This window comes from Rhizobium sp. Leaf311 (assembly GCF_001423445.1).
Classification (GTDB): Bacteria; Pseudomonadota; Alphaproteobacteria; order Rhizobiales; family Rhizobiaceae; genus Agrobacterium.
In genome coordinates this window covers 933,463-957,802 of record NZ_LMNZ01000004.1, presented here as the reverse complement: position 1 = coordinate 957,802, position 24,340 = coordinate 933,463, and the positions used below count along the sequence as shown (strand labels likewise).

Genomic DNA, 24,340 nt, shown 5'->3' with positions numbered 1-24,340 from the left:
AGTGAACACCATGCCCATGAAGCCCGGCGACATCGAGGACATGATTAAGGCCGGAATTCCCGGAGCAAAAGTAACCATTCGCGATCTGGCCGGTGACGGCGATCATTATGCGGCAGAAGTCGTGGCGGAAGCCTTCAAGGGCAAGACGCGCGTACAGCAGCACCAGATGGTTTACGACGCATTGAAGGGCAATATGGGCGGCGTTCTGCATGCCCTCGCACTGCAAACGTCCGCACCGGACTGAATTCAGTCCCACTGCATTTAAAAGGCCCGCGCGGAGAACTTCGCGCGGGCCTTTTTGTTAGACGTCACAGGCACCAGTGCCCGGCAGACATTACATTTGTGGCGGCCTGGACGAACGCAGATTGGCGAAAGATGCCGCGGGCAAAGGGCCTGCCGTCAACAGCGCAAAATCGTAACCTGATGCACGATCGGACCCCAGAACATATTGGCGGTGCATCCGCAGGAAGTTCCGCTTGTTTTTCCGGTATCGTTCATCGGAAAGCGAATGCTTGAACCTGATGGGAACGATTGTTGGCTGGTCGGCATCTTCGTGCCCCGTCAGCTTGGCGGTATTGCACTTGTAGAGATGGATGGGGTCTGTCAGGCACTGGATATCAAACCAGACCACATCTTCATGGTGAGCCATCACTCCTATGCTCTGACGCAATCGGGCAGCGCTGGACAGCAACCCGCACTGCAGCGCCGCGCCGCCGAGCGTAACGAAGGTCACGCGCCGACCGGTGAAAGCGTCCGCCTTCAGCTCCAGCAGGCGCCCAGCGACGGCTAGCGCAAGACTTGCGCCCATGCTGTGAGAAACGAACAGAACCTCGTCAGCGGGCTGTTCCAGCGCCTTGAGAACAAGCTCAGCCTTTTTCTCGATCCAGTCTCTGGCCATCGGGTCTTCCTGCGCAACTTTCAACGCAAAGCGCCAATCGGCAAAGAGATGCAATGTGTGAAACCGCTCCGAAAACGGCATCACACCCTTCATGAAGAAAAGCCATGCCAGCGGAATGGTAAGCACGAGCAAAAGCGCCGAGACACCCAATAAAAGAGGCAGAACGGCAATAAATAGAGCGCCGATGCCGCCTAGCAGAATGAAAAGAAACGGAAACAGAAAAAACAGGCCAAAACGCCAGGCGTGCTTGAAATAGGCTGCGGCTCCGCCCTCGCGGACAATCCCCTGCCCTGCCTCAAAGCCAAGGGCTATCTGTTTCCACACCGGGGCATCGCGCAGCTGCGAAATCAGATCATTATGGTCATGGATGTAGATGGTGGCCCGAGTCGTATGTCCATCGTGAACCGCACGCACATCCATCCGGTCACCACCTTCGGAGCGTATGACATTTCCGACGGTATAATCAACACCAAACGTCGCGCCGGATTGCCCGGCGCTGCGCGCATACCGCCTTTGATGCGCCACGGCATCCAGCGGATCGAAGCCGGGAAAGTAAAAGACCAGTCGCGACGACACCTTCGTCATGGAAGCAATCCTAAAACGGGCAGCCCCTTAAAGTCGCTCGACACTGGTAGGGGCACCAAACCTATACTTCACACTGGCAACCATCAGGTCGCGAAATCCATCTTTGGATATTGCATGAAGAAATGCAGCGGAAATACTGATAAAAAAGAAAAAACCCGCCGAAGCGGGTTTCTTTGGTGCGGTCGAGAAGACTCGAACTTCCACGGGTTGCCCCACAGCGACCTCAACGCTGCGCGTCTACCAATTCCGCCACGACCGCATCGTGGTAGATGCCGACTTGCGCCGACGGAGGTGCATGTAGCAAAAGGATTTTGGGTGCACAAGAGCGTCATGACAGATTTTTGAAATTAAAAATCGAACGCATCCACCCTATATGAAAGAAGCCCGCAAATGCCGGGCTTGCAGCCCTTATTTCATTCTGCGAGAAGGCTGTGGAAAGGACATTTCATGCTCACACGCACAGATATTCAGACCGATATGTTTCCAATGCCGGGGTCTGCGCCCGTTCGCTGGCGAATCTCCCATGGTCTCGTTCCTTACGAACAGGCCATTACAGAGATGGAACGAGAAGTCGCGGCCATCGCTGCGGGAGAAGCGGATGAACTCGTCTGGCTGCTGGAGCACCCTGCCCTTTATACCGCTGGAACGAGCGCAAATGCTGCGGACCTGATCGAGCCCAATCGTTTCCCGGTATTTGCCACGGGTCGCGGCGGCGAATACACCTATCACGGCCCTGGCCAGCGCGTGGTCTATGTCATGCTGGACCTCAAGCGGCGCAAACAGGATGTGCGCGCCTATGTGGCAGCCCTCGAAGATGTCATCATTCGCACGCTGGACAAGATGAATGTGCGCGGCGAACGTCGTGAAGACAGGGTCGGCGTCTGGGTCCGGCGCCCTGAAAAGCCTACCTTGCCTGACGGCTCCATGAGCGAAGACAAGATCGCTGCACTCGGCATTCGCCTTCGCAAATGGGTAAGCTTCCATGGACTGTCGATCAATGTCGAACCGGACCTGTCGCATTTCACCGGAATCGTTCCCTGCGGCATCACGCGATACGGCGTGACAAGTCTTGTCGATCTGGGATTGCCGGTTATGATGGAAGATGTCGATGTTCTGCTGCGCGAAGCCTTCGAGGAAGTGTTTGGTGCGGCCGAAAGCGAAATCGTCTCATAGAATAACCGTCCGCGGCAACCTTTCGGGACTGCGGGACGTTTCCTGCCGTTGCGGCGCTGGGTATCAATCCAGTGCCTTGCTCAATCCCATAAACCGGAAAAACAGGTGACATCAATGTTCACAACTTCAGCCTATGCCTGCGATGATGGCTCTTCACCGCTGAAATTCGCCACCATCAAGCGGCGTGATCCTGGTCCAAGGGACGTAGAGATCGAGATAGAATTCTGTGGCGTATGCCATTCCGACATCCACACGGCACGTGCAGAATGGGCAGGCTCATTGTTTCCCTGCGTGCCCGGACATGAAATCGTCGGTCGCGTTGGCCGAATCGGCTCCGAAGTCACAAAGTTTAAGACGGGCGACCGTGTCGGTGTCGGCTGTATTGTCGATAGCTGCCGTGATTGCGCAAGCTGCGCCGAGGGGTTGGAGCAGTATTGCGAAAAAGGCATGACCGGCACCTACAATTCGCCGGACAAGGCCATGGGGGATGGCGCGCACACGCTGGGTGGTTATTCGTCCCACGTCGTTGTTGACGACCGCTATGTACTCAATATCCCGGAAGGTCTTGATCCCGCTGCGGCAGCTCCGCTTCTGTGCGCTGGCATCACCACCTACTCTCCACTCCGTCACTGGAATGCTGGTCCCGGCACGAGAGTGGGCGTTGTGGGTCTGGGAGGCCTTGGCCATATGGCCGTCAAGATCGCCAATGCCATGGGCGCGACAGTCGTCATGATCACCACCTCCCCCAGCAAGGCCGAGGACGCTAAGAAGCTCGGTGCCCATGAGGTGATCGTTTCCAAGGATGCAGAACAGATGAAGAAGGCTGCTTCCAGCCTTCATCTCATCATCGATGCTGTGGCCGCAGACCATAATATCGATTCCTACCTCGCGCTGCTCAAGCGCGATGGCGCACTAGTGCAGGTCGGCGCGCCTGAAAAGCCACTGTCCGTCCATGCCTTCAGCCTCATCCCAGGCCGCAAGACCTTTGCCGGTTCCATGATTGGTGGCATTCCTGAAACCCAGGAAATGCTGGATTTCTGCGCGGAGAATGGCATCGCCGCCGAAATAGAGATGATCGAAATGGACCAGATCAACGAAGCTTACGAACGCATGATCAAAAGCGATGTGCGTTATCGTTTCGTAATCGATATGAAGAGCATGCCGAGGCAGGCCGCCGCCTGATCCTGCTTGATTGAAACAATAAAACCCGCCGGTCACTCGGCGGGTTTTTTATTGATCTTCAGCATTTTGGAAATGCGTCGAGACTGATTTCAGGGCCACGTCGCCTTGTGGTCCAAACCACACCACCTGAAATCATGAAGCGCAGTGTCTTGCGTCAGGAAAGCGTCCGGTCGTCCGTAAGATCGCTTTCTGGAACCTGGGTGCTGGCAAGGGCAACAATTGCCAATACGGCATGTTGACGGTCCCAACCCGCACCTTCCGCCTTTTCCAACAATCCATGGATCGAAGGTTCGAGGGCGAATTGGCATTCAGCCTGATAATCCATAGTGTCGACCGAGAGCGACGGAGAATTGATCAAAGCGCGCATTAAGCACTCCATTCTGTCGCGCCTCCTGAATCTGATTCCAGGAAACGCTCAAGTTCAAACGCCTGGGAACCTGCCCACCATGATAGTGGCCGAGTGCCCAAGCTACGAATCCCCCAGCGGCAGGGAGAGTCTGATATATGTGCCTATGTGTCAAGTTCATGAAGGGTAATGAACAACATCGCCCAACGTTTTCCACCCGCTCTCCGCGTGCAACTCGTGCAAAAAATATACAAAAACGTGTAAACGCACGATTTCGTTTAGTAATCTCTTTTCGGCTTGCGCCGCCAGATAAGCATTGCCATCAGAAAAAGTGAAAACAGAACGAACCAGGTGAGTGGGAAAGCCAAGAACAAACCCGCGTAGCCGCAGCCCTCTCCAAAACACGCGCCCAGCGCCCCAGCCTGAGCCATGACGGCCACGGATGCCGCGGCCGCAATTCCGCTGACGACAACTCCCGCCACAAGAATCAATATATTGGTTACAACTCTCATCACCGAGATTATGATCGAGAATGAGACGGCTTTAGGGACCGCCAAAGTCGATTGTCGATGTTTCGGGTGTGTGTTGCATGAATAAGACGTTCGAACGCGGAAACCCATCACGATGACCTACGTCGGCCCACGACTGGGTTGCAGTTCCATCTGATAGAGCACTCTGTGACGACATCGGCGTCTGAAGATTGATCAGCCGTACTCTTCGCCCAACATCGCCTGATCGAATTCTCGTTAAGCTTAAACTCCCTCGCCCACCCATGCCGTCATTTCATCGCGGGGAATGCAGCGGAGAGGGTGAAAAAAACCATGTGCTCTAGATAATGAATGCAGCGGGCAAAAACCTGAATGCAATCTAAAATATTATTAGATATGTTTTGATTATTTTAAGTTGTGTTCGTTTATGGGTGATTTGCGCTGCCAAGCGCGTCCGCAACGCACAGGAATGAGCACATCGCATGTCCCGTGGGACATGAGGAGGAAACATGACATCAACCAAACAATCAGTTCGACGTGTCCTGGCCGGATTGGCTAGCCTGGGGATGGTCGGCGGCTGGAGTGCTGCTCTGGGATCCCTGGCGATTGTCAGCGCCACGCCAGCAGAAGCTTGCAGCGATCAATCCTATGTCGGGTCAATTTGTGCATTCCCGTTTGATTATTGCCCCAAAAACTACGTGCCAGCTGATGGTCGGTCGCTCTCCAAGAATGAATATCAGCCCTTATATGCTTTGATTGGCTCCACATATGGCAATGTGTCTGGCGACAACTTCGCCATTCCAGATCTTCGAGGACGTATGGTCGTCGGCACCGGGCAAAGCGTGGGTCTCGACAACATTCTACTTGGGCAAAAAGTGGGGCAAAGCTCAATCGTTTTGAATGAAAATCAGGTTCCACTGAGGCCGCACACCCACACCGCGACGTTTACTGGCACTGGCGGAGGAAACAACACTATTACTGTGCCGGCGAGTGCCGGATCACTCGGCATAACCGCAACACTTAGTGCTGTGCAAACGCCCGGTGTCGCGCAACCTCGGACGGGGTCACTCCTCGGCATGGGTGGAAGTGGGAATCAGGCGGCGACGATATACGTTCCATCCAATTCAACGGCAACGCAAGTGCAGCTGGGAGGGCTGGACGTAAAGCTGACAGGCTCCTCGGGCAACGGTCCAATACAATTCAATGTTCCGACAGGAATCACAGGCGGAACTGTTGCTGTAGCATCTGCTGCGGCATCTCCGAGCGCCGGTGTCTCCACCCAGTCCCCAGGTCTGGGCCTAACAGTATGCATTGCCACAAATGGCCTGTTTCCCCCCAGACCGTAAGCAGCTGCAAAATGACATGCGAGAGGGATGAGAAAATCCTTTCAACACCCGTCAAAACTTTCGTCGAGCTCGACCTAAACACACGGATTGAGGTCCCCTGTTCGTCTGAGAACATAAAACCTGTTCTGGACGTATGGGACTTGGCCTAACGCATGCCGTGCGGACATAAGGAGAAACCATGACATTATCAAAACAGCCAATGCGGCATTTGCTGGCCGGAATAACCAGCCTGGGAATGATAACCGGTTGGGGTGCCACCTTAGGAACTGTGGCGATCGTTAGCGCCACGCCAGCAGCAGCTTGTGACTACGAGTCCTATACCGGAACCATTTGTACATTTGCCTTTGATTGGTGCCCAGCCGGTTTCGTAAGGGCCGATAGCCAATTGCCGTCGATAGCACGATATAATGCTTTGTACTCCTTGATTGGCACGCTTTACGGCGGATACGGATCTGGATATTTTGCAGTTCCAGACCTCACGGGACGTGCGGTACTTAACAAAGGGGGCGGACCGGGTCTCGCTTATATCAACCTTTCTCAAAAGGTGGGGCATTCCAGGCTGGCTTTGGATATAAGTCAGGTCCCACTGAAACCCCACGTGCACACCGCGACATTTACCGGGAGTGGCGGAGGAACAACCCAGGTTACGGTGCCACCGAGCGCCGGATCACTCGGCATAACCGCAACACTAAGTGCTGTGCAAACGCCCGGCGTCGCGCAGCCTCGGACCGGCTCTCTCCTCGGCATGGGTGGAAGTGGCAATCAGGCGGCGACGATCTATGCCCCCTCCAATTCAACGGCGACGCAAGTGCAACTGGGCGGACTGGACGTCAAGCTGACAGGCTCTGCGGGTAACGGTCAAATCGCATTCAACGTCCCGACTGGAATCACCGGCGGAACGATTTTTGTAGCGCCTGTGCAATCTTTTTCAAGCGAACAAGTCTCAATCCAGTCGCCCGGAATGGGCATGACCGTTTGCATTGTAACCGACGGTATATACCCCAGCAGACCATGACTTGTTCAAAACGAGGACATTTGAAAGGGGCACCGCCCCTTTCAATGCGCGTCAGAACTTTCCGCCTAGCCCGACCTTCACACCGAGTGATTTCTCGTCGCCTGCAGAGAAATTAAAGAGCAGGCCGGCGTCAATATTCCAGTTTTTCTCTGTCTCGAGCGACAGGCCTGCCGAAAGCTGGCCGAAGGCACCGTTGTTATCAAGGTCAGATACACCGCCTGTAAGACCCAGCTTCGGCGTCAAAACCCTGTCGTTCTCTAGGGTGAACTGGCGGGCCAACTCAGCGCCGAGACTTACCCGCAACTGCTCCTCGGTAAAGCCGTCGATCGTCAACACATCACCATCGCTGTTGCGCACCGAATAGTCATCGACCGTTTCGGAGAAATAAAGCGTGCGCAATTTTGGGATCAAGGTTGTGACGTCGTCGAGGTTCCATACGCCCCTAATCGACGTGTCGAACATCCAACGGGTCGTATCGAGATCGCCATCCCAGAATTGCGTGTCGATGCTGTTGGCGGAACCGCCATAGAGCAGGCTGGTATTCCAGAAGATGTTTTTACCAATCTCGAAAGATGCATTGGGACCGGCGAACCAGCCATTGCCCGTCAACGTCGCATCCTCTCCCGTCGGATCGGTCATGCGATCGTAGTGAAACGACAGACCGATGAGCGCTCTTGACGATAGCAGGTAATCAGCCCCCACAGAGACCATGGCAAAATTGCCCCACTTGTCCCCATTGTCATCGCGGTTATGCGCCATGAATGTGCTATCGATCCAGATATTGAATGGCACCTGTCCATCCGCCACAATCCCATCGCCATTGTCGCGCGCGGCCTCCATCTGGGCAAGGCTTGTGGAGAAGCCGAGGGTGACACCCATGACCGATGGACTCATCCGTGCCGTAACGGCATCCGTGGCCTGCCCCATCCGCCGACGTTCGAGAAGCCCAGGTATCTTGATCATCGATGCGATCAAACTCTGGCGCGTCTCTACGAAGCCATGAACGAGAGTGTCTATATCTTCGGCCACGCTGGCGGCGTCATATCCGATGTTATAGGTGACCGATCCTGTATTGGAAACGCCCAATGCGCTGGTCAATCTAAACCCTACGGTTACACTGCCGGAAAAGGCCGGGTTCGGTCTGAATTTCAGGTACCAACTGGTGGGGGTCGGACCACTCGCCTGCGCAAACTCACCGTTCACGACGCTGAAGGTGCCGGCACTGTTCTGGGTGATCATGGTGATTTCCGCGGACACGAACGGCCCACCCGTTGCACCGGCCGCAAGGTTTATATTGTTCGGAGCCGAACCCGGGGCCACACTGACAGTCTTGTCCACCACTTTCACCGCGCGTGGCGCGACATGTAACGTGTAACTCGCTGTTCCCGCGACATTGGCGCTGTCGAGAGCTCGGATCGTAAAGCTGTAATCGCCTTCCGTGTCTGCATCAAGCGGACCGTTCAGTTCGCCGGTTGTAACATTGAGTGTCAAGCCAGGCGGCAGGCTACCCGACGTGATGCTGTAGGTCACCGCTCCTGTTCCACTGCTTGCAGAAACTGGCTGTTGATAGTCCTCTCCAGACATGGCTTCCGGCAGCGATCCGCCAGCAGGGGAGAAAAAGAAGGCTGCCGGCGCATTGACCACAAGCGTGTAGCTTGCGGAGGCACTGTTGGGTGGAGAGGAACTGTCCGTCGCCGTAATCGTGAAAGCATAGTTTGCGGCAGTTGTCGGCGTTCCGGAAATTGCTCCGGTTGCGGTGTTTAGCGTCAAGCCATCAGGCAGCGTGCCTGCCCCAAGAGTGTAACTCAGCGGCAGGGTGCCGCCTGAGGCGCTGGCTGTGACTGCCTGATCGTAGACGCTCCCTGCCACCGCAGCGGAAAGCGCGCCTCCTGCAGGACTGAAGGTGAAGACAGGCGCAGCGACCGTGACCGTCAGGGTCGATGAAGTCGCAGCTGCATTGTTCGTATCGCCAGCATATTCGGCGGTGATCGAATGCGAACCGGTGCTCAGGCCAGATGTGGGATAGCTTGCTGTCGTCCCGGAGATCGTACCCGTGCCGAGCGTCGCGCCATTATCCTTGAACGTCACCGTTCCCGATGGCGAAGACCCATTGGACAGCGTGGCCGTCAACGTCACCGTGTCGCCGAGTGACGGATTGGCATTGGAAGCCGTCACCACGACTGTCGGGGTGGACTGACCCACCGTGACGGTTAGTGCCGACGAGGTAGCAGCTGCATTGTTCGTATCGCCAGCATATTCGGCGGTGATCGAATGAGAACCGGTGCTCAGGCCAGATGTGGAATAGCTTGCCGTCGTCCCGGAGATCGTACCGGTGCCGAGCGTCGCGCCATAGTCCTTGAACGTCACCGTTCCTGATGGCGAAGAGCCATTCGACAGCGTGGCCGTCAACGTCACCGTGTCGCCCGGCGACGGATTGGCATTGGAAGCCGTCACCACGACTGTCGGGGTCGACTGACCGACCGAAACCGTGATGCTGGATGACGTCGCAGCTGCATTGTCGGTATCGCCAGCATATTCAGCGGTGATCGAATGCGAACCGGTGCTCAGGCCAGATGTGGAATAGCTTGCCGTCGTCCCGGAGATCGTACCCGTGCCGAGCGTCACGCCATTGTCCTTGAACGTCACCGTTCCCGATGGCGACGAGCCATTCGACAGCGTGGCCGTCAACGTCACCGTGTCGCCCGGCGACGGATTGGCATTGGAGGCCGTCACCACCACTGTGGGGGTGGACTGACCGACCGAAACCGTGATGCTGGATGACGTCGCAGCTGCATTGTTGGTATCGCCAGCATATTCAGCGGTGATCGAATGAGAACCGGTGCTCAGGCCAGATGTGGAATAGCTTGCTGTCGTCCCGGAGATCGTACCCGTGCCGAGCGTCGCGCCATTATCCTTGAAGGTCACCGTTCCCGATGGCGACGAGCCATTGGAGAGCGTGGCCGTCAACGTCACCGTGTCGCCCAGTGACGGATTGGCATTGGTGGCCGTCACCACCACCGTCGGGGTCGACTGACCGACCGTGACGGTCAGTGCCGACGAAGTCGCAGCCGCATTGTTGGTATCGCCAACATATTCGGCGGCGATCGAATGCGAACCGGTGCTCAGGCCAGATGTGGAATAGCTTGCCGTCGTCCCGGAGATCGTACCCGTGCCAAGCGTCGCGCCATTATCCTTGAACGTCACCGTTCCCGATGGCGACGAGCCATTTGACAGGGTGGCCGTCAACGTCACCGTGTCGCCCAGCGACGGATTGGCATTGGAGGCCGTTACCACGACTGTCGGGGTGGACTGACCGACCGTGACGGTCAGTGCCGACGAAGTCGCGGCAGCATTGTTGGTATCGCCAGCATATTCGGCGGTGATCGAATGCGAACCGGTGCTCAGGCCAGATGTGGAATAGCTTGACGTCGTCCCGGAGATCGTACCCGTACCAAGCGTCGCGCCATTGTCCTTGAAGGTCACCGTCCCTGATGGCGAAGACCCATTCGACAGCGTGGCCGTAAACGTCACCGTGTCGCCCAGCGACGGATTGGCATTGGAGGCCGTTACCACGACTGTTGGGGTACTGGTCGAATACGTAAAGCCGTTGGTAAGCGTACCACTGCCTCCAGGCGTGGTAACAACCACGTCCACAGCACCCGCGATATGAGCGGGCGTCGTAGCGGTAATCTGGGTTGCGGATACCACGCTGACATTCGTCGCCGCCTGGCCGCCGATGGTGACGTTGGTTGCACCTGTGAAGTCTGTACCGGCGATGGTGATGGCGGTACCACCCGAAGTGCTGCCGGTAGAGGGGCTGAGAGAGATTACCACGGGAGCAGCAGCCGCGCGCGTGACCGTCAGTGTGTAGGTTTTCGTGGTTGTACCATCAGCGGCAGTCACCACAATACTGAGCATGTTGTCGCCAACACTGAGAGAGACAGGAAAGCCCTGCCCGGATGCCGCCGCGTTCCCGTTAATCGTCACCGTTCCGCCGCTGTTTGTCGTCGGCGTCAAGGTCAAAGAGGATGCACCATTCCCGACTGAGGCAGTATAGGTGATCGTACCGGAAGCAAGGCTTGGTGAAAGTGTGCCGGAGCTCAGCGTCAAGGCCGAAAGGGTTGCATCGGATGAAGGGGTATTACTGGATGCCCGGCAGATCAGAGTCATGGACGCCTCGCCTTGTGACACCCCGCCCGGCATCTGCGATCCCTGGATCCCGAAATAGTAACTCGTCGTCACATTGATTGGAATAATGACTGTCTCGTTGACTTCTGCACCGACGGTAGGGCGGTATTGATCACCATCATCAGCAATGTCACTGCTCCAATAGCCCACTGCGGAGTTAGTGTGATCATCGTTTGCAGGGTCCATTTCATCGGCAATAGAGTTCTGCGTTGTGACCGTGAAAACGAATTCCTCACCAGAATCAAACAAGCTTCCATCATAAGGTTGAGTGTCGAAAGCACCCTGACCAGCCTCGGCCGTCGTGAACGGCACGTTAACTGCGGAGCAGGCGTTTGAGAGCGCTAAAGCAGGCTGAAGATGTGCCACCAACGCTAGAACGGTCAGCACCAAAAAATTCAGGCTGCGACTTGCCCTTGATCTGGTCGATGCGGCAAGCATAAGTAAAACTAAAGAAAAAATCGCAAAATACATGTTTTAGCCAGCACCGCACAAGGCGAACGCGTATGTTCGCATCAATATCAATAAGCGAACGCAGTCATCCTCAATGATGAGGTGAGTCGTCGCCAGTTAATGTGTACCTATGGATGCATAGTTTGGAAAACACGGTGCGCGCAATAAGCAACGCCAGGTAGAGCTGAAAAATCCCGCAATCTGTCTCAAAACTACAACAGCCCAGCACGTGATGGCGGCAATCAAGCTGATTTCAGTGTGTCCTTTGGCAGGGAGGCCGGCAGTCGCCAAGCCAACAAGACAAAACTTTTTGGTGAGGATCAGAGAGACACGTGGCTGGAGAGCAAAGCGCAGCTGGGCTTTCCCGCGGCGAATAGGTGAAACATTGCCAAGCGGAGGTGTGCTGCGCGTTATTCAAGCGGAAAGCTGTATCAATAATCCGATACCGGTCGAAATGCGCCAGGAAGTAAGAAAACTTATTTTAGTACGATAAGAACGCAGCTATCAAACGCGCCTACGCTTGGCGTGCTGCATCAACAAACCAGGATATAGTGTTGTAGTAAAAGGAAGAATGGTGGGTGATGTAGGGCTCGAACCTACGACCCGCTGATTAAGAGTCAGCTGCTCTACCAACTGAGCTAATCACCCGCCGCCGCCGTGTCTGGCGGTGTGACTGGGCGTATAAAGAGGAACATTGTGATTGTCCAGCGCGGAAATGAAATTTCTTGGATTTATACGTCAGAAAAATGACATCCGCGCTGGAAAACCCTTAAAAACCGGGCTTTACAGCCCGATAATTTTGTTGGCAATCACCGCCTGAAAGCGCGCGCGATTGCGATCAGGATGCAGGCGCCGACGAATCCTGCCAGCAAATATCCAAGCCAGCCCGTAAGGACGATGCCGAATACCGCAAGAATCGTGTTCGCGACGATTGCGCCGACGATCCCAAGCAGGATGTTCATGAAAACACCCATATTGCTCTTCATGAATTTTTCGGCGAGCCAGCCGGCTACGCCACCAATGATGATTGCGGCGATCCAGCCAATTCCAGCAGATTCCATAATTTCCTCCTCGGTTGCTGCGTCATCATATTTGGAGACTCTAATATTTTCTTCAAGGTGGAGTGTACGGCTTTGCGAATGGCGCGCTTGAAACATGGAAGTCTGCGACTAATTTGGCGCAGTGATTCGGAAAGAGCAGAAGGGCATTTAAGATGACATTCTCCATACGGCAGCGGCGTGTCCTGCCGATCCTGTTGGCCTTCATGGCTTTGTGGATTTTGCCGGTGCAGACGGTTGTCGCGCAATCGCCCGATACCGTTACCGAAGACACATCGATGCCGCTTGCCCAGAGAGCACAAGCGCGTCTGGAAAAGAACAAGGCTTTGCTGGCCGAAATCACACAGCAGACGGAAAGCCAACGCACGGACGATACAAAACTGGTCGATATCAAGGGCCGCGCCGATGATCTTGCAGGCAACTCAGCCGCCACGGTCGCTCAGCTGCGTGCGCGCCTGGATGAGATCAATGCGCGTGTGACGTCTCTTGGAGAACCGCCCAAGGAAGGCCAGCCACCCGAAGCAAGCGTCGTGACGGATGAGCGGACAAAATTGAACGCGGAGAAATCGCAGATCAATGCTGTCTTAGGCGATGCCGAAAACCTTGCGGCAAATGCCTCTCGCCTTTCCAACAATATCACGTCGCTGCGCCGCGCATTATTTGCGGCCACGCTCTTCAAGCGAACGGAAATCTCCCTGCCTGTGCTTGCGGAAGCGGGCAAAGCCTTCGGCGGCGAAATTGCGGCCTTGAGCAGTTCCGTCACGGGCTGGGCAATATTCGTCTGGAACTACAAGCGACTGTCCATGTTCGGGGCCGTTTCCCTGTCGATTGTGGCCGCGCTCTTGTTCATGGTCGGCGGCTATCGATTGCTTGGCCACAGGATGGAACGGCGGGCGTTTTCCGGTGAGCCATCCTATTTGCGTCGTTTGTCGGTGGCCTTCTGGTCAACCACCGTGCAGTCCATGTCTGTTTTCCTGTTCATGACAGCATCGGCGTTTCTGCTCGATAATTTCGGCGTGCTCAGGTCAGACATCGCGCCGATCTTCTTCGTGTCGATATATATCGTCGCCTTCGTCTATTTCGTCTCACGTCTGACCTACGCAATCTTCTCGCCGACCCAGCCCGAATGGCGCCTGCTGAACGTATCCACCCGGGGGGCGCACATCATCTCGTCTGCCATGCTCGTCATGGCGCTGGTCAACGGCCTCGACTATCTGTTCAGCACCATCAGCGAGACGCTGAACTCTCCACTCATTCTCACGGTCGCAAAGAGCTTTGTCGCATCGATCATCATCGGCATCATCCTGTTCAGCCTGTCCTTCGTCAAACCGCTGGCGAGCAATGAAGGTGATGCGGATGGACGGGACCGTAGAATGCCACGCTGGCTTTCAGTGTTGTTGCGCATTGCCGGCGCGGTGCTCATCGGCGCTTGCCTGACGGGCTATGTGGGTCTCGCCCGCTTTCTGGCGACACAGATCGTCTCAACCGGCGCCGTTATCGCCACTATGTACATCGGCATTCTCTCCGGTCGCGCCGTTGCAAAGCAGGGTGTTTTTGCAGAAACGCTGGTGGGACGTTATTTGGGACGGCGCTTTGGATTGGGACCTGTCCCGCTCGATCAGGCCGGTCTGGCTGCAGGGCTTGGTATCTATTGCGCAGCCCTTGCCTTCGGCGTGCCGCTGGTCCTTTTCTCCTGGGGCTTCCAGCCCGGCGATATCGAAAGCTGGGCCTATCGTCTGCTGACGGGGTTCTCGATCGGCAAGACATCGATATCGCTCATCAGCATCATCACCGGTATCCTGGTGTTCGTGACGGGTTATGTGATTACCCGCTGGTTCCAGAAGTGGCTGGACAGAAACGTCATGGCGCGCGGTCAGGTCGATGCCGGTGTTCGTAACTCCGTCGGCACGGGCATAGGCTACCTCGGTATCGTGGTTGCAGCCATTTTCGGCATTTCCTCTGCCGGTCTGGACCTATCGAGTCTTGCCCTCGTCGCCTCCGCCCTGTCTGTCGGTATCGGTTTTGGCTTGCAGAATATCGTATCGAACTTTGTATCCGGCCTCATCCTTCTGGTCGAGCGGCCGTTCAAGGTCGGCGACTGGGTTGTGACGGGTGCCGTTGAAGGCACGGTCAAACGGCTGTCCGTCCGCGCAACGGAGATCGAGACATTCCGTGGTCAGTCTATCATTGTGCCGAACTCGGAATTCATCAACTCTTCGGTAGGAAACTGGACCCACCGCAACAGAATTCAGCGCGCTGAAATCCCTGTCTCCGTCGCCTATGAGACAGACCCGCAGAAGGTGATGGACATCCTTCTGGAGCTCGTCAAGAAACAACCGCCTGTGCTTCGCAACCCGGAACCGCACGTGGAGTTTTTGCGCTTCGGCGATTTCTCGCTGGATTTCGAACTTCGGTTCCATCTGGCAGACCTCAACCATGGGCTGACCGTGAAGAACAGTTTGCGTATGGAGATACTCAAGCGCTTCCGCGAGGAAGGCATCAACATCCCCATGCCCCAGCGCAATCTCAACATTCACATGGAAGGCGAAACGAACCCGCAGGTTCTGGCAGCACTTCTGGCAGAAGAAGGTGAAAAAGCGGTGGCCTCCCACACGGCAGCAGCCGCAGCGCGCAGCCAGGAAGCGCCTAAGCCTGCAGAGGACGAAGCCGCGTCGAAACCCGCCGAAGATGAGGGTTCGAGAAGCTCCGTGCGCAACCGGCGGGGCTAAGCACAGCTCCTTGAAAATCATCAAAAGGCTCGCCGTCGCGGCGAGCCTTTTGCATGTCGTAATCAGGCGTTTAAGCGACGGTGCGACATTGCATAGTCCGGCAATAGTGGTTTGAAAACGCCCGCATGACGGGCGATATGCCTCAAGGGGAACTTGCATCATGAAGACACATGCGCGGGCGGTGGTGATCGGTGGCGGCGTTGTCGGCGTTTCTACGCTCTATCACCTTGCCAAAAAGGGATGGAGCGATGTGGTTCTGATAGAACGCAAGGAACTGACCTCCGGCTCTACCTGGCACGCTGCTGGCCTGCTGCCCCTGTTCAACATGAGCTATTCCGTGGGCCAGATCCACAAATATTCCGTCAAGTTTTACGAGGAACTTCAGCAGGAAACCGGCATGAATGTCGGCTTTTCCAAGGTTTCCAACATTCGTCTTGCGCGCACCAAGGACCGCTGGGACGAGTATATGTATTACTCCGGCATCGCCGAAACCATCGGCGTCAATGTCAAGATGCTCACACCCGAAGAGGTCAAGGAAATCTGGCCGCTTTGCGAGACGGACGGCCTGCTGGGCGCGATCCAGCACCCGGATGATGGCTATATCCAGCCTGCGGACCTCACACAGGCGCTTGCCAAAGGCGCGCGAGATCGCGGGGCGACCATCTATCGCAACACGACCGTTACGGCGCTGGAGCAGCAGCCTGACGGCCACTGGAAGGTGACGACCGACAAGGGCGAGATCATCGCCGAGCACGTCATCTCCTGTACGGGCAACTTTGCTCGCAAAACCGGCGAAATGGTCGGCATCAATATTCCGGTCATTCCGGTGGAACACCAGTACATCGTCACGGAACCGCATCCGGATATTCTGGAGCGTCGTCGCCAGGGTCTGCCTGAGATGGGCGTGCTGCGCGAATCCGATAGCGCCTGGTACATGCGCGAAGAAGCGGGCGGTCTGATCCTTGGCCCATATGAGGTCGGCGCTCCCGTCTGTTATGTCGACGGTCCCTCCGACCAGAGCGAATACGAGCTCTTCCAGGAGGAACTGGACCGCCTGATGCCTCACATCGAAGCGGCGATTGCCCGTGTTCCGGCATTCGGTGAAGTCGGTATCAAGAAGGTCTATAACGGCGCGATCGCCTACACGCCGGATGGAAACCCGATTGTCGGCCCTGCCCCCGGCCTCAAGAATTTCTGGCTGAATGAAGGCCACTCCTTCGGTATTACCGCTGCAGGCGGTGCGGGCTGGCAACTTGCGGAATGGATCGTCGATGGCGAACCGACGCTCGATCTCATGGGTGTCGATCCGCGCCGATTCGGACCTTACGCAACCGAGGGCTACCTCATTGCGAAAAACGAGGAAGCCTACGCCAACGTATTCACCATGCACTATCCTGACGAGGAGCGCGCCGCGGCCCGTCCGCTAAAAACAACGCCGGTTTATGACCGTCTCAAGAAACTCGGCGGCGTCTTCGGCAGCGTCTATGGCTGGGAGCGCGCCAACTGGTTTGCGCCCGACGATTACGCTCTGAAGCCGGAAGAACTGGGTGTCGGTGCCGATGTCATCACCAACCACAATCACGCTGCGCCGCTGGATGATGGTCGCATCGTTGAAAAATGGTCATTCCGCCGCTCCAATTATTTTGAGCATGTCGGCAACGAGGTGAAGAACGTCAACCAGAATGTCGGCGTGCTTGATATGTCGGCCTTCGCGAAGATGGAAGTCTCCGGCCCTGGCGCACGGGCTTGGCTGGACTCAATCCTTGCCAACGCCATCCCCAAAAAGCGGGGCCGCATTGCGCTGACGCATCTCCTGACCAAGAGCGGTGGCGTAAAGGCGGAATTCACGGTTTACGAATGGGCGCCGGGCCGCTTCTACCTTGTTTCTGCGGGCGGGCTGGAAGCGCATGACCATGATGTGCTGCGCCGACTGATGCCCACGGACGGCTCTGTTATCCTTCAACCAATAACGCAGAAATACGGCGTTCTGGCGCTGGCTGGGCCGAAATCGCGCGAGGTCCTGAAGAAGCTGACCCGCACAAGTCTCGACAACAAGGACTTCCCCTGGCTGACCGGCAAGGAAATTTCGGTTGGTGTCGCAACAGCCCACGCATTGCGCGTCAACTTTGTCGGCGAGTTGGGCTGGGAACTTCACCACCCCATCGAAATGCAGACCTATATCTTTGACCGCCTGATGGAGGCCGGTGCTGAATTTGGCATCAAGCCGTTTGGCATCCGCGCCATGGTTTCCATGTCGCTGGAAAAATCCTATCGCAACATGGGGCGCGAGCTCTCGGTCGAGTACAACGCCTACACCTCTGGTCTCGACCGTTTCATCAAGCCGGAAAAACAGTTCATTGGGCGCGATGCCGTGGTGGCGGGCAAGGACGCTGGCCTGAAGTGGATATTCTCAACGCTGGAGGTTTCAGGCAACAGCACGGTGGACGCGCGCGGCTCCGAAGCGATTTACGACGCATCGGGTAACGTCGTCGGCCGCGCCACCTCGGGTGGCTTCGGCTGGCGCATAGGCAAATCGCTGGCCCTTGCCATGCTCTCACCGCATCATTCGGCGGTTGGGACAAAGCTGAAGATCAGGATATTGGGGGATCTGTATGACGCCGAAGTCGTCGGCGAGAGCCCGTTTGACCCTGATAACGCAGTGCTGCGGGCGTAGGCTCGCCTCCTCATCATCTGAGCAGGGCTTGACCATTTCAACGCTACCTCCCCTGCCTCCATCATCCTCGGGCTTGGCCCGAGGACCGCACTAACCCCCGACATTCAATGTGAATAAACCCTCAGGGCAAGCCAGAGGATGACGGCGTCGCTGTTGCCTCATATTTCTCCGCCACCGAAAATGTTTGGCCTCTACCCTCTCCCGTGGTACTGCATCCGCAAAATTGCCTGCCGAGATTGGCGGGCTCACAATCAAACAAACATGTCCGCCTGAAAGCACTTCACGTGCTGTACGGCGGTGCGGGTGCGCGATGCAAGACAAGACCTATTCCCCCATTCATGTCGTCGGCGGTGGACTGGCCGGTTCGGAAGCTGCGTGGCAGATCGCCCAAGCGGGCGTTCCCGTGATATTGCACGAGATGCGCGGCGTGCGCCCAACCGAAGCGCACAAGGGCGATTCGCTTGCTGAGCTCGTCTGCTCCAACTCTTTCCGCTCGGATGACGCCACGGCCAATGCGGTAGGTGTCATACACGCCGAAATGCGGCTTGCCGGCTCGCTCATCATGGCCTGCGCCGACAAGCATCAGGTGCCTGCCGGCGGCGCTCTGGCTGTGGATCGTGATGGCTTTTCGGCAGCCGTCACAGCCATGCTGGAGGCGCATCCTCTGGTAACGATCGTCCGCGAAGAGATTTCAGGCCTTCCGCCGGAGGAATGGGACAACACCATCATCGCGACGGGCCCCCTGACCTCGCCGGACCTTGCTGCCGCTATTCAGGCCGAAACGGGTGAGGACGCGCTCGCCTTCTTCGATGCCATCGCCCCCATTGTTCACCGCGACAGCATCAACATGGACATTTGCTGGTACCAGTCGCGCTACGACAAGGTCGGCCCCGGTGGCAACGGCAAGGACTATATCAACTGCCCAATGGACGAGCAGCAATATAACGCCTTCATCGATGCGCTGGTCGCAGGCGATACGGTCGGCTTCAAGGAGTGGGAGGGCACACCCTATTTCGACGGCTGCCTGCCCATCGAAATCATGGCCGAGCGAGGACGGGAAACTCTTCGTCACGGCCCGATGAAGCCCATGGGCCTGACCAACGCCCATAACCCCACCGTCAAGGCATACGCGGTCGTGCAGCTCCGACAGGACAATGCTCTTGGTACGCTCTACAACATGGTCGGCTTTCAGACGAAGCTGAAATACGGCACCCAAGCGGATATCTTCCGCATGATTCCTGGTCTGGAAAATGCCGAATTCGCCCGGCTCGGCGGGCTTCACAGAAACACCTATATCGACTCACCCATTCTGCTGGATTCGTCTCTGCGGCTGAAATCGCGTCCGTCTCTGCGTTTCGCCGGTCAGATCACGGGCTGTGAAGGCTATGTCGAAAGTGCGTCCATCGGCTTGCTGACGGGCCGTTTTGCAAGCGCCGAGCGCAAAGGCGAGCCGGTGAGCCTGCCGCCCGCCACCACCGCGCTGGGATCGCTGCTGAACCACATCACCGGCGGCCATCTTTCCACCGATGAGGAACCGGGCAAGCGGTCGTTCCAGCCGATGAACGTCAATTTCGGATTGTTTCCGGAACTGGCACCTGGCTCGATCGTGAAGCCGGAAGGCGTCAAGCGTTTCCGCGGCAAAGATAAGACGGTCATGAAACGTCAGCTAATGGCAAGACGTGCTCTCACCGATTGCGCTGCGTGGCTGGGCGTACCCGCCCCTGTCTTCGCTCAGCCGGAAGACGATGGCGAAGGCAACGCATCTTCTGCTTCAGGCGCCTCGGCAGCCTGATCGGCATCGACCTTCGGCTCGACCTCGGCAGCTTCCAGATAGCTGCCGAGCAGCCACAAGGATACTTCCGCCGCTTCGCCCGGTGACTTGAAACGATAGGCTCCGCTATATTTCTGGTTATCCAGAAATGTGACGACAAAGCCATCGCCCGTTTCAAGATGCTCGACCGTGATGCGCTCCGGATCGATCAACATGCAGGCATGATGCTTGCCCATGTTGCGCATGAAGCCGGCCTTGTTATCATGCAGCCGCACAAACACCGTCTTTGCATCCTCGGTCATGTGCAGGCTGCGAATGGCTTCGGTGGGGAAAGCGCGCGAGAAATCCAGAATTGCCTGCCCCGTATCACGAAGATCCTCGTCATCGGGATCGCGTTTCAGACGCCAGACATAGACCCCGAAAAAGCCCAATGGAACCAGAATGAGTAACCAGATTTCGGGGTTCATAGATGTCGCTCCATGCAGCTGCTCTTTATGAGCGGTAACATTCACCTGAAAGCCGGTTCTTAAGCATCCAGCCTTGTGCGAATATTGAGAACATCAGAAACGTTTCAGAAACGATGCCTTGGCCAGGAGCCATTGCCGATGAAGCTGCGATGGCTGAATCGGCTTCTCCAATAGCGATGCCCCGGCCCTTTTTGCCGCAGAAATGGCACTGCCAGCGAGCGCAACCGGGATGAAGGCAGGAAATACGGACTTGGCGATCGCTACTCTGCGCGCGCTTGCCAGATGGTCCTGCGCATGGGTGCAGAATATCTCGATGGCAGCGGAGATTCGTTCCTTGTCCTGCCCCTCCAGAAATGTTTCACGGTCGAGACCGGCAGCAGCGAGCATATCGCCGGGAATGTAGACCTGTCCCCGGCGTCGGTGCAGAGGCATGAGCAGAAGCATACCGGCCATCACCTGCGCAACCCCGGCATGGCCAGCGGTCTCAGCATTGCGGACTGCATCCTCTGGCGAAAGCACAATACTGGCAAGCTGAATAAGTGCCGATGCCGTTTCCCCGGCATAGCCTTCCAGCGCGTTTCGGTCCTCGAAGACGTCGTCGTAGAGATCGAATATTCGCGCTTCGATCATGTTGATCAGTGTTTGACGCGGAAGCTTGTGAGCTTCGACAGCGTCCAGAAGAGCCGATGCCACGGGGTTGGCAAGGCTTTCACCGTGGGGCGTGCCTTCCAGCAGATCACGCCACCATTGCATTCTGACTTCGCCGGGAAGCGGTTCGCGGACCAGATCACGGATGCGGGCGATCTCCGCGTTGAAGGCGTAGAGAGCGGCAAGTGCAGGACGCTTGTCAGCGGGCGCCAAAAGGCACGCGAGATACCGATCACGATCCGTATCGCGCAGGGTCGTCAGGCATGGATCAATGGTGGTGTCCTGCTGCGTCATGGCTGTAAGCGCCTCTCAGCCTTCCACGGCAACGAGCGCCGCTGCAACGGCGCGTGATTCCGAGAGCATGATATTGTAGGTCCGCACTGCGGCACCTGTGCTCATGGCGTCAACAGAAATACCGGCTTCTTTCAAGGCTGCTCTCAGTTCTTTGGGAAGAAGGCGCATTCCATCACCTGTTCCGACCAGCAGAAACTCTATCTCACCAGCCTGCTCGATGGCTTTCGAGAGATCCTCAAGAGTGATCTTTGCGGGATCGGTAACATTCCAACCGTGAATTCCTGACGGCAGACACAAAATTGACCCGCGATGCGACATGTCGGCGAAACGAAAACCGCCATTGCCGTATGCATCGATGGGCGCCCGGCCGGGGAAATGGGCCGGGCGTATTTCTATACCACCTGCCATCAGACGGCCGGCTTGCCGCCGATGGCGCCATTCTTGGCCTCGGCCTTGTCGTCTTCAGCATCATTGCCAGACGGACGAAGCTTGAAGGCAATCAGCACCGGTGCGGCAATATAGACCGACGAGAAGACGCCGATACCGACACCAAACAGCATGGCGAATGTGAAGGAGCGAATGACTTCGCCGCCGAACAGGTAGAGCGCAAGCAGCGCCAGCATAACGGTAAGACCGGTCAGGATCGTACGCGAAAGTGTCTGGTTCAGCGAAACGTCGATTATCATGGAAAGCGGCATCTTCTTGTAGCGACGCAGGTTTTCTCGAATACGGTCGTAGATGACCACCGTATCGTTCAAGGAGTAACCGATAATCGTCAGAATGGCAGCGATACTGGTGAGGTTGAATTCGATTCCTAAGAACACGAACAGACCGATGGTGAAGACCACGTCATGAACCATCGAGATGATGGCGCCGAGCGCGAACTGCCATTCGAAGCGCACCCAGATATAGGCCATGATGGCGACCATGGCGAGCGCAATGCCGATGGTGGAGGTGAAGGTCAGATCGCCCGAAACAGCCGGACCAACCACTTCAACGCGGCGGAACTCGTATTTATCCTCAAGCTCGCCACGCACCAGCGTGATTGCAGACTGTTCGGCATTTTCGCCGCCTTCCTGCGCCTGAATGCGGATCAGCACATCCTGCGCCGTTCCAAAGCCCTGGGCCTGGATTTCACCCAGGTTCAGCTGGCTCAGGCGATCACGGATATCCGCGATATCGGCATCGCCCTGCTTAGCCTTGACCTCGATAACGGAGCCGCCCTGGAAATCGATGCCGAGGTTCAGGCCCTTGGTCGCGAAGCCGCCAACGCAAGCGAGCATGACAATGCCGCTCAAGATGAAGACATAGCGACGATAGCGCATGAAAGGTATGTCCTTGCCATCGAAAATCGCGGTGCGAATTCCCTTTGGCAGAACCTTCGGACGGCTGCGACGAACCCACACACCAAACATCCACGCGGTCAGCGTGTAGGCGGTGAACACGGTGGTAACGATACCCACGGCGAGCGTAACCGCAAAGCCCTTGACCGGACCCGTACCCATGTAGAACAGAACGCTGGCAACGATCAGGGTCGTGATGTTCGCATCCATGATGGTCGCAAAGGCTCGGGTAAAACCGCTCTCTAGCGAAGAAATCAGCGGCTTGCCGCTCCTCACCTCTTCACGAATACGCTCGTAGATCAGAACGTTGGAGTCGACCGCCATACCGATGGTCAAAACGATACCGGCAATACCCGGCAAGGTCAGCGTCGAACCGATGATACTGAGCACGGCCAGCAGCATGACGATGTTGACGATCAGCGCGATGTTCGCCAGCAGGCCGAAGAAGCCGTAGAAAACGAACATGAAGATGACGACGGCGGCGGCACCGATGCCGCTGGCCATCAGGCCTGCATTGATAGAGTCGCTACCAAGGCTTGGGCCAACGGTGCGTTCTTCAACAACCGTCAGCGTAGCCGGAAGAGCACCTGCACGCAGCAGAACTGCGAGGTCATTGGCGCCCTGAACCGAGAAGTTGCCGGAAATCTGGCCGGAACCGCCGATGATAGGTTCGCGGATCACAGGCGCGGAGATGACCTGATTGTCGAGAACGATTGCGAAAGGCTTGCCGACATTCTGCTGGGTGGCCTGCGCAAAACGCTGCGCGCCACGGCTGTCGAAACGGAAGGTGACGACGGGTTCATTGGTCTGCTGATTGAAGCTGGCCTGCGAATCCACGAGGTTGTCGCCCGAAACCAGTGCCCGGCGTTCCACCAGATAGGGGACCGGAGGATCGTCCTGCGAATAGAGGATTTCCGACGTTGCCGGAGGACGACCGTTCAGGGCTTCCTGGACCGGCATGGACGTATCGACCATGCGGAATGACAGCTTGGCCGTCTGGTTCAACAGCGACTTCAGGCGCTGTGGGTCCTGCAGACCGGGAACCTGAACGATGATGCGGTCCGAGCCCTGACGCTGGATGAGCGGCTCGGTCGTACCGACTTCGTCCACGCGGCGGCGAACGACTTCGATCGACTGGGAGACAGCCGAAGACAGGCGATAATTGATTCCCTCATCCGTCAGATTGAGGCGCAGGAGATTGTCACCACCATCGCTCATCGTCACTTCCGTGATCGATGTGCCGACCAGAGTGCCGGAAGAGACAGGCAGCACGACATCCCGCAAGGCCGTCTTTGCGGCCTCGTATTGCGCGGGGTCGCTGATGCGAACCTGAATCTGCTGGCCGTTTCCGGCGAGGCCGGAATAGCGGATGTTTGCGTCTCTCAACTGCGTGCGCACATCGCCCACAATGGTTTCGAGACGTTCCTTCACGATGTCGGAACGCTCGATCTTGAGCATGATGTGGGAGCCACCCTGAAGGTCGAGACCTAGCGTTACCTTATTGTCCTTGTACCAGGAAGGCATACCCTCCAGCTGCTTGTCGGTGAACAGATTAGGAGAAGCGATGAACACGCTTATCAGCACGGCAAGCCAGATAAAGGCTGTTTTCCAGCGGGAAAAATGAAGCATTTAGGTCTCGGTCAGGGTTGGGTGTCAGAACCCAGGCTGCGTTAGCCGCAACCTGC

General features: G+C 56.8%; 16 protein-coding genes and 2 tRNA genes. 8 read left to right on the top strand and 10 right to left on the bottom strand.

The features are described from left to right. Positions 1-10: 10 nt before the first annotated feature. Positions 11-244 carry a BolA family transcriptional regulator gene (locus ASF69_RS10360; protein WP_062587153.1) on the top strand — a complete coding sequence of 78 codons (234 nt, stop codon included), beginning with the start codon at positions 11-13 and terminating at the stop codon, positions 242-244. Positions 245-334: 90 nt separating this feature from the next. Here ASF69_RS10360 and ASF69_RS10355 read toward each other — a convergent pair whose 3' ends face one another. Together ASF69_RS10355 and ASF69_RS10350 are read right to left on the bottom strand one after the other, a co-directional pair. Then, the gene (locus ASF69_RS10355; protein ID WP_062587152.1) at positions 335-1,483 is read right to left on the bottom strand and encodes a hypothetical protein; all 1,149 of its coding nucleotides are present in this window, start codon (positions 1,481-1,483) and stop codon (positions 335-337) included. 174 nt (positions 1,484-1,657) lie between these two features. Further along, positions 1,658-1,742: transfer RNA gene (locus ASF69_RS10350), tRNA-Leu, on the bottom strand. A 188-nt stretch (positions 1,743-1,930) separates the two neighbouring features. On the opposite strand from ASF69_RS10350, the gene lipB reads away from it, so the two are divergent. Then, complete coding sequence (lipB, locus tag ASF69_RS10345) at positions 1,931-2,656, top strand: lipoyl(octanoyl) transferase LipB (RefSeq protein WP_062587151.1); 726 nt, start codon at positions 1,931-1,933, stop codon at positions 2,654-2,656. 114 nt (positions 2,657-2,770) lie between these two features. After that, positions 2,771-3,838, top strand: coding sequence for an NAD(P)-dependent alcohol dehydrogenase (locus ASF69_RS10340; protein WP_062587150.1), 1,068 nt, complete (start codon positions 2,771-2,773; stop codon positions 3,836-3,838). A gap of 154 nt (positions 3,839-3,992) precedes the next feature. Here ASF69_RS10340 and ASF69_RS10335 read toward each other — a convergent pair whose 3' ends face one another. Beyond that, positions 3,993-4,205, bottom strand: coding sequence for a hypothetical protein (locus tag ASF69_RS10335; RefSeq protein WP_062587149.1), 213 nt, complete (start codon positions 4,203-4,205; stop codon positions 3,993-3,995). A 976-nt stretch (positions 4,206-5,181) separates the two neighbouring features. Between ASF69_RS10335 and ASF69_RS22730 the strand changes: the two genes are divergently transcribed. Next, positions 5,182-6,018, top strand: coding sequence for a phage tail protein (locus ASF69_RS22730; protein WP_082469672.1), 837 nt, complete (start codon positions 5,182-5,184; stop codon positions 6,016-6,018). A gap of 178 nt (positions 6,019-6,196) precedes the next feature. Next, positions 6,197-7,033 carry a phage tail protein gene (locus ASF69_RS10320; RefSeq protein ID WP_082469671.1) on the top strand — a complete coding sequence of 279 codons (837 nt, stop codon included), beginning with the start codon at positions 6,197-6,199 and terminating at the stop codon, positions 7,031-7,033. A 51-nt stretch (positions 7,034-7,084) separates the two neighbouring features. Here the strand turns inward: ASF69_RS10320 and ASF69_RS10315 are convergent, their stop codons facing one another. The 3 genes from ASF69_RS10315 to ASF69_RS10305 form a co-directional block, all read right to left on the bottom strand. After that, positions 7,085-11,470 carry an Ig-like domain repeat protein gene (locus ASF69_RS10315; protein ID WP_162238070.1) on the bottom strand — a complete coding sequence of 1,462 codons (4,386 nt, stop codon included), beginning with the start codon at positions 11,468-11,470 and terminating at the stop codon, positions 7,085-7,087. 773 nt (positions 11,471-12,243) lie between these two features. Then, positions 12,244-12,319: transfer RNA gene (locus tag ASF69_RS10310), tRNA-Lys, on the bottom strand. A 161-nt stretch (positions 12,320-12,480) separates the two neighbouring features. Continuing rightward, positions 12,481-12,732, bottom strand: coding sequence for a GlsB/YeaQ/YmgE family stress response membrane protein (locus tag ASF69_RS10305; RefSeq protein ID WP_062587290.1), 252 nt, complete (start codon positions 12,730-12,732; stop codon positions 12,481-12,483). A 152-nt stretch (positions 12,733-12,884) separates the two neighbouring features. On the opposite strand from ASF69_RS10305, the gene ASF69_RS10300 reads away from it, so the two are divergent. The 3 genes from ASF69_RS10300 (at position 12,885) to trmFO (ending at position 19,924) form a co-directional block, all read left to right on the top strand. Further along, on the top strand, positions 12,885-15,458 hold the full coding sequence (locus tag ASF69_RS10300) for a mechanosensitive ion channel family protein (RefSeq protein WP_156462020.1): 2,574 nt from the start codon (positions 12,885-12,887) through the stop codon (positions 15,456-15,458). 160 nt (positions 15,459-15,618) lie between these two features. Then, a complete protein-coding gene (locus ASF69_RS10295; RefSeq protein WP_062587145.1) occupies positions 15,619-18,132 on the top strand; it encodes an FAD-dependent oxidoreductase in 2,514 nt (837 codons plus the stop codon). Between the two features lie 310 nt (positions 18,133-18,442). After that, on the top strand, positions 18,443-19,924 hold the full coding sequence (gene trmFO / locus ASF69_RS10290; protein ID WP_062587144.1) for a methylenetetrahydrofolate--tRNA-(uracil(54)-C(5))-methyltransferase (FADH(2)-oxidizing) TrmFO: 1,482 nt from the start codon (positions 18,443-18,445) through the stop codon (positions 19,922-19,924). Here trmFO and ASF69_RS10285 read toward each other — a convergent pair. From ASF69_RS10285 to secDF, 4 genes are all read right to left on the bottom strand, one after another. After that, positions 19,864-20,370, bottom strand: a complete 507-nt coding sequence (locus ASF69_RS10285; RefSeq protein WP_082469669.1) for a hypothetical protein — start codon at positions 20,368-20,370, stop codon at positions 19,864-19,866. The two genes, trmFO and ASF69_RS10285, sit on opposite strands and share 61 nt — an antisense overlap. A 93-nt stretch (positions 20,371-20,463) precedes the next feature. Next, complete coding sequence (locus tag ASF69_RS10280) at positions 20,464-21,312, bottom strand: phytoene/squalene synthase family protein (RefSeq protein WP_062587143.1); 849 nt, start codon at positions 21,310-21,312, stop codon at positions 20,464-20,466. A 15-nt stretch (positions 21,313-21,327) separates the two neighbouring features. Beyond that, entirely contained in the window at positions 21,328-21,720 is a 393-nt protein-coding gene (locus ASF69_RS10275) for an Mth938-like domain-containing protein (protein WP_062587142.1), read from the bottom strand. After that, positions 21,720-24,284, bottom strand: coding sequence for a protein translocase subunit SecDF (gene secDF, locus ASF69_RS10270; RefSeq protein WP_062587141.1), 2,565 nt, complete (start codon positions 24,282-24,284; stop codon positions 21,720-21,722). The genes ASF69_RS10275 and secDF overlap by 1 nt, the downstream gene beginning before the upstream one ends. Between the last annotated feature and the right edge of the window lie 56 nt (positions 24,285-24,340).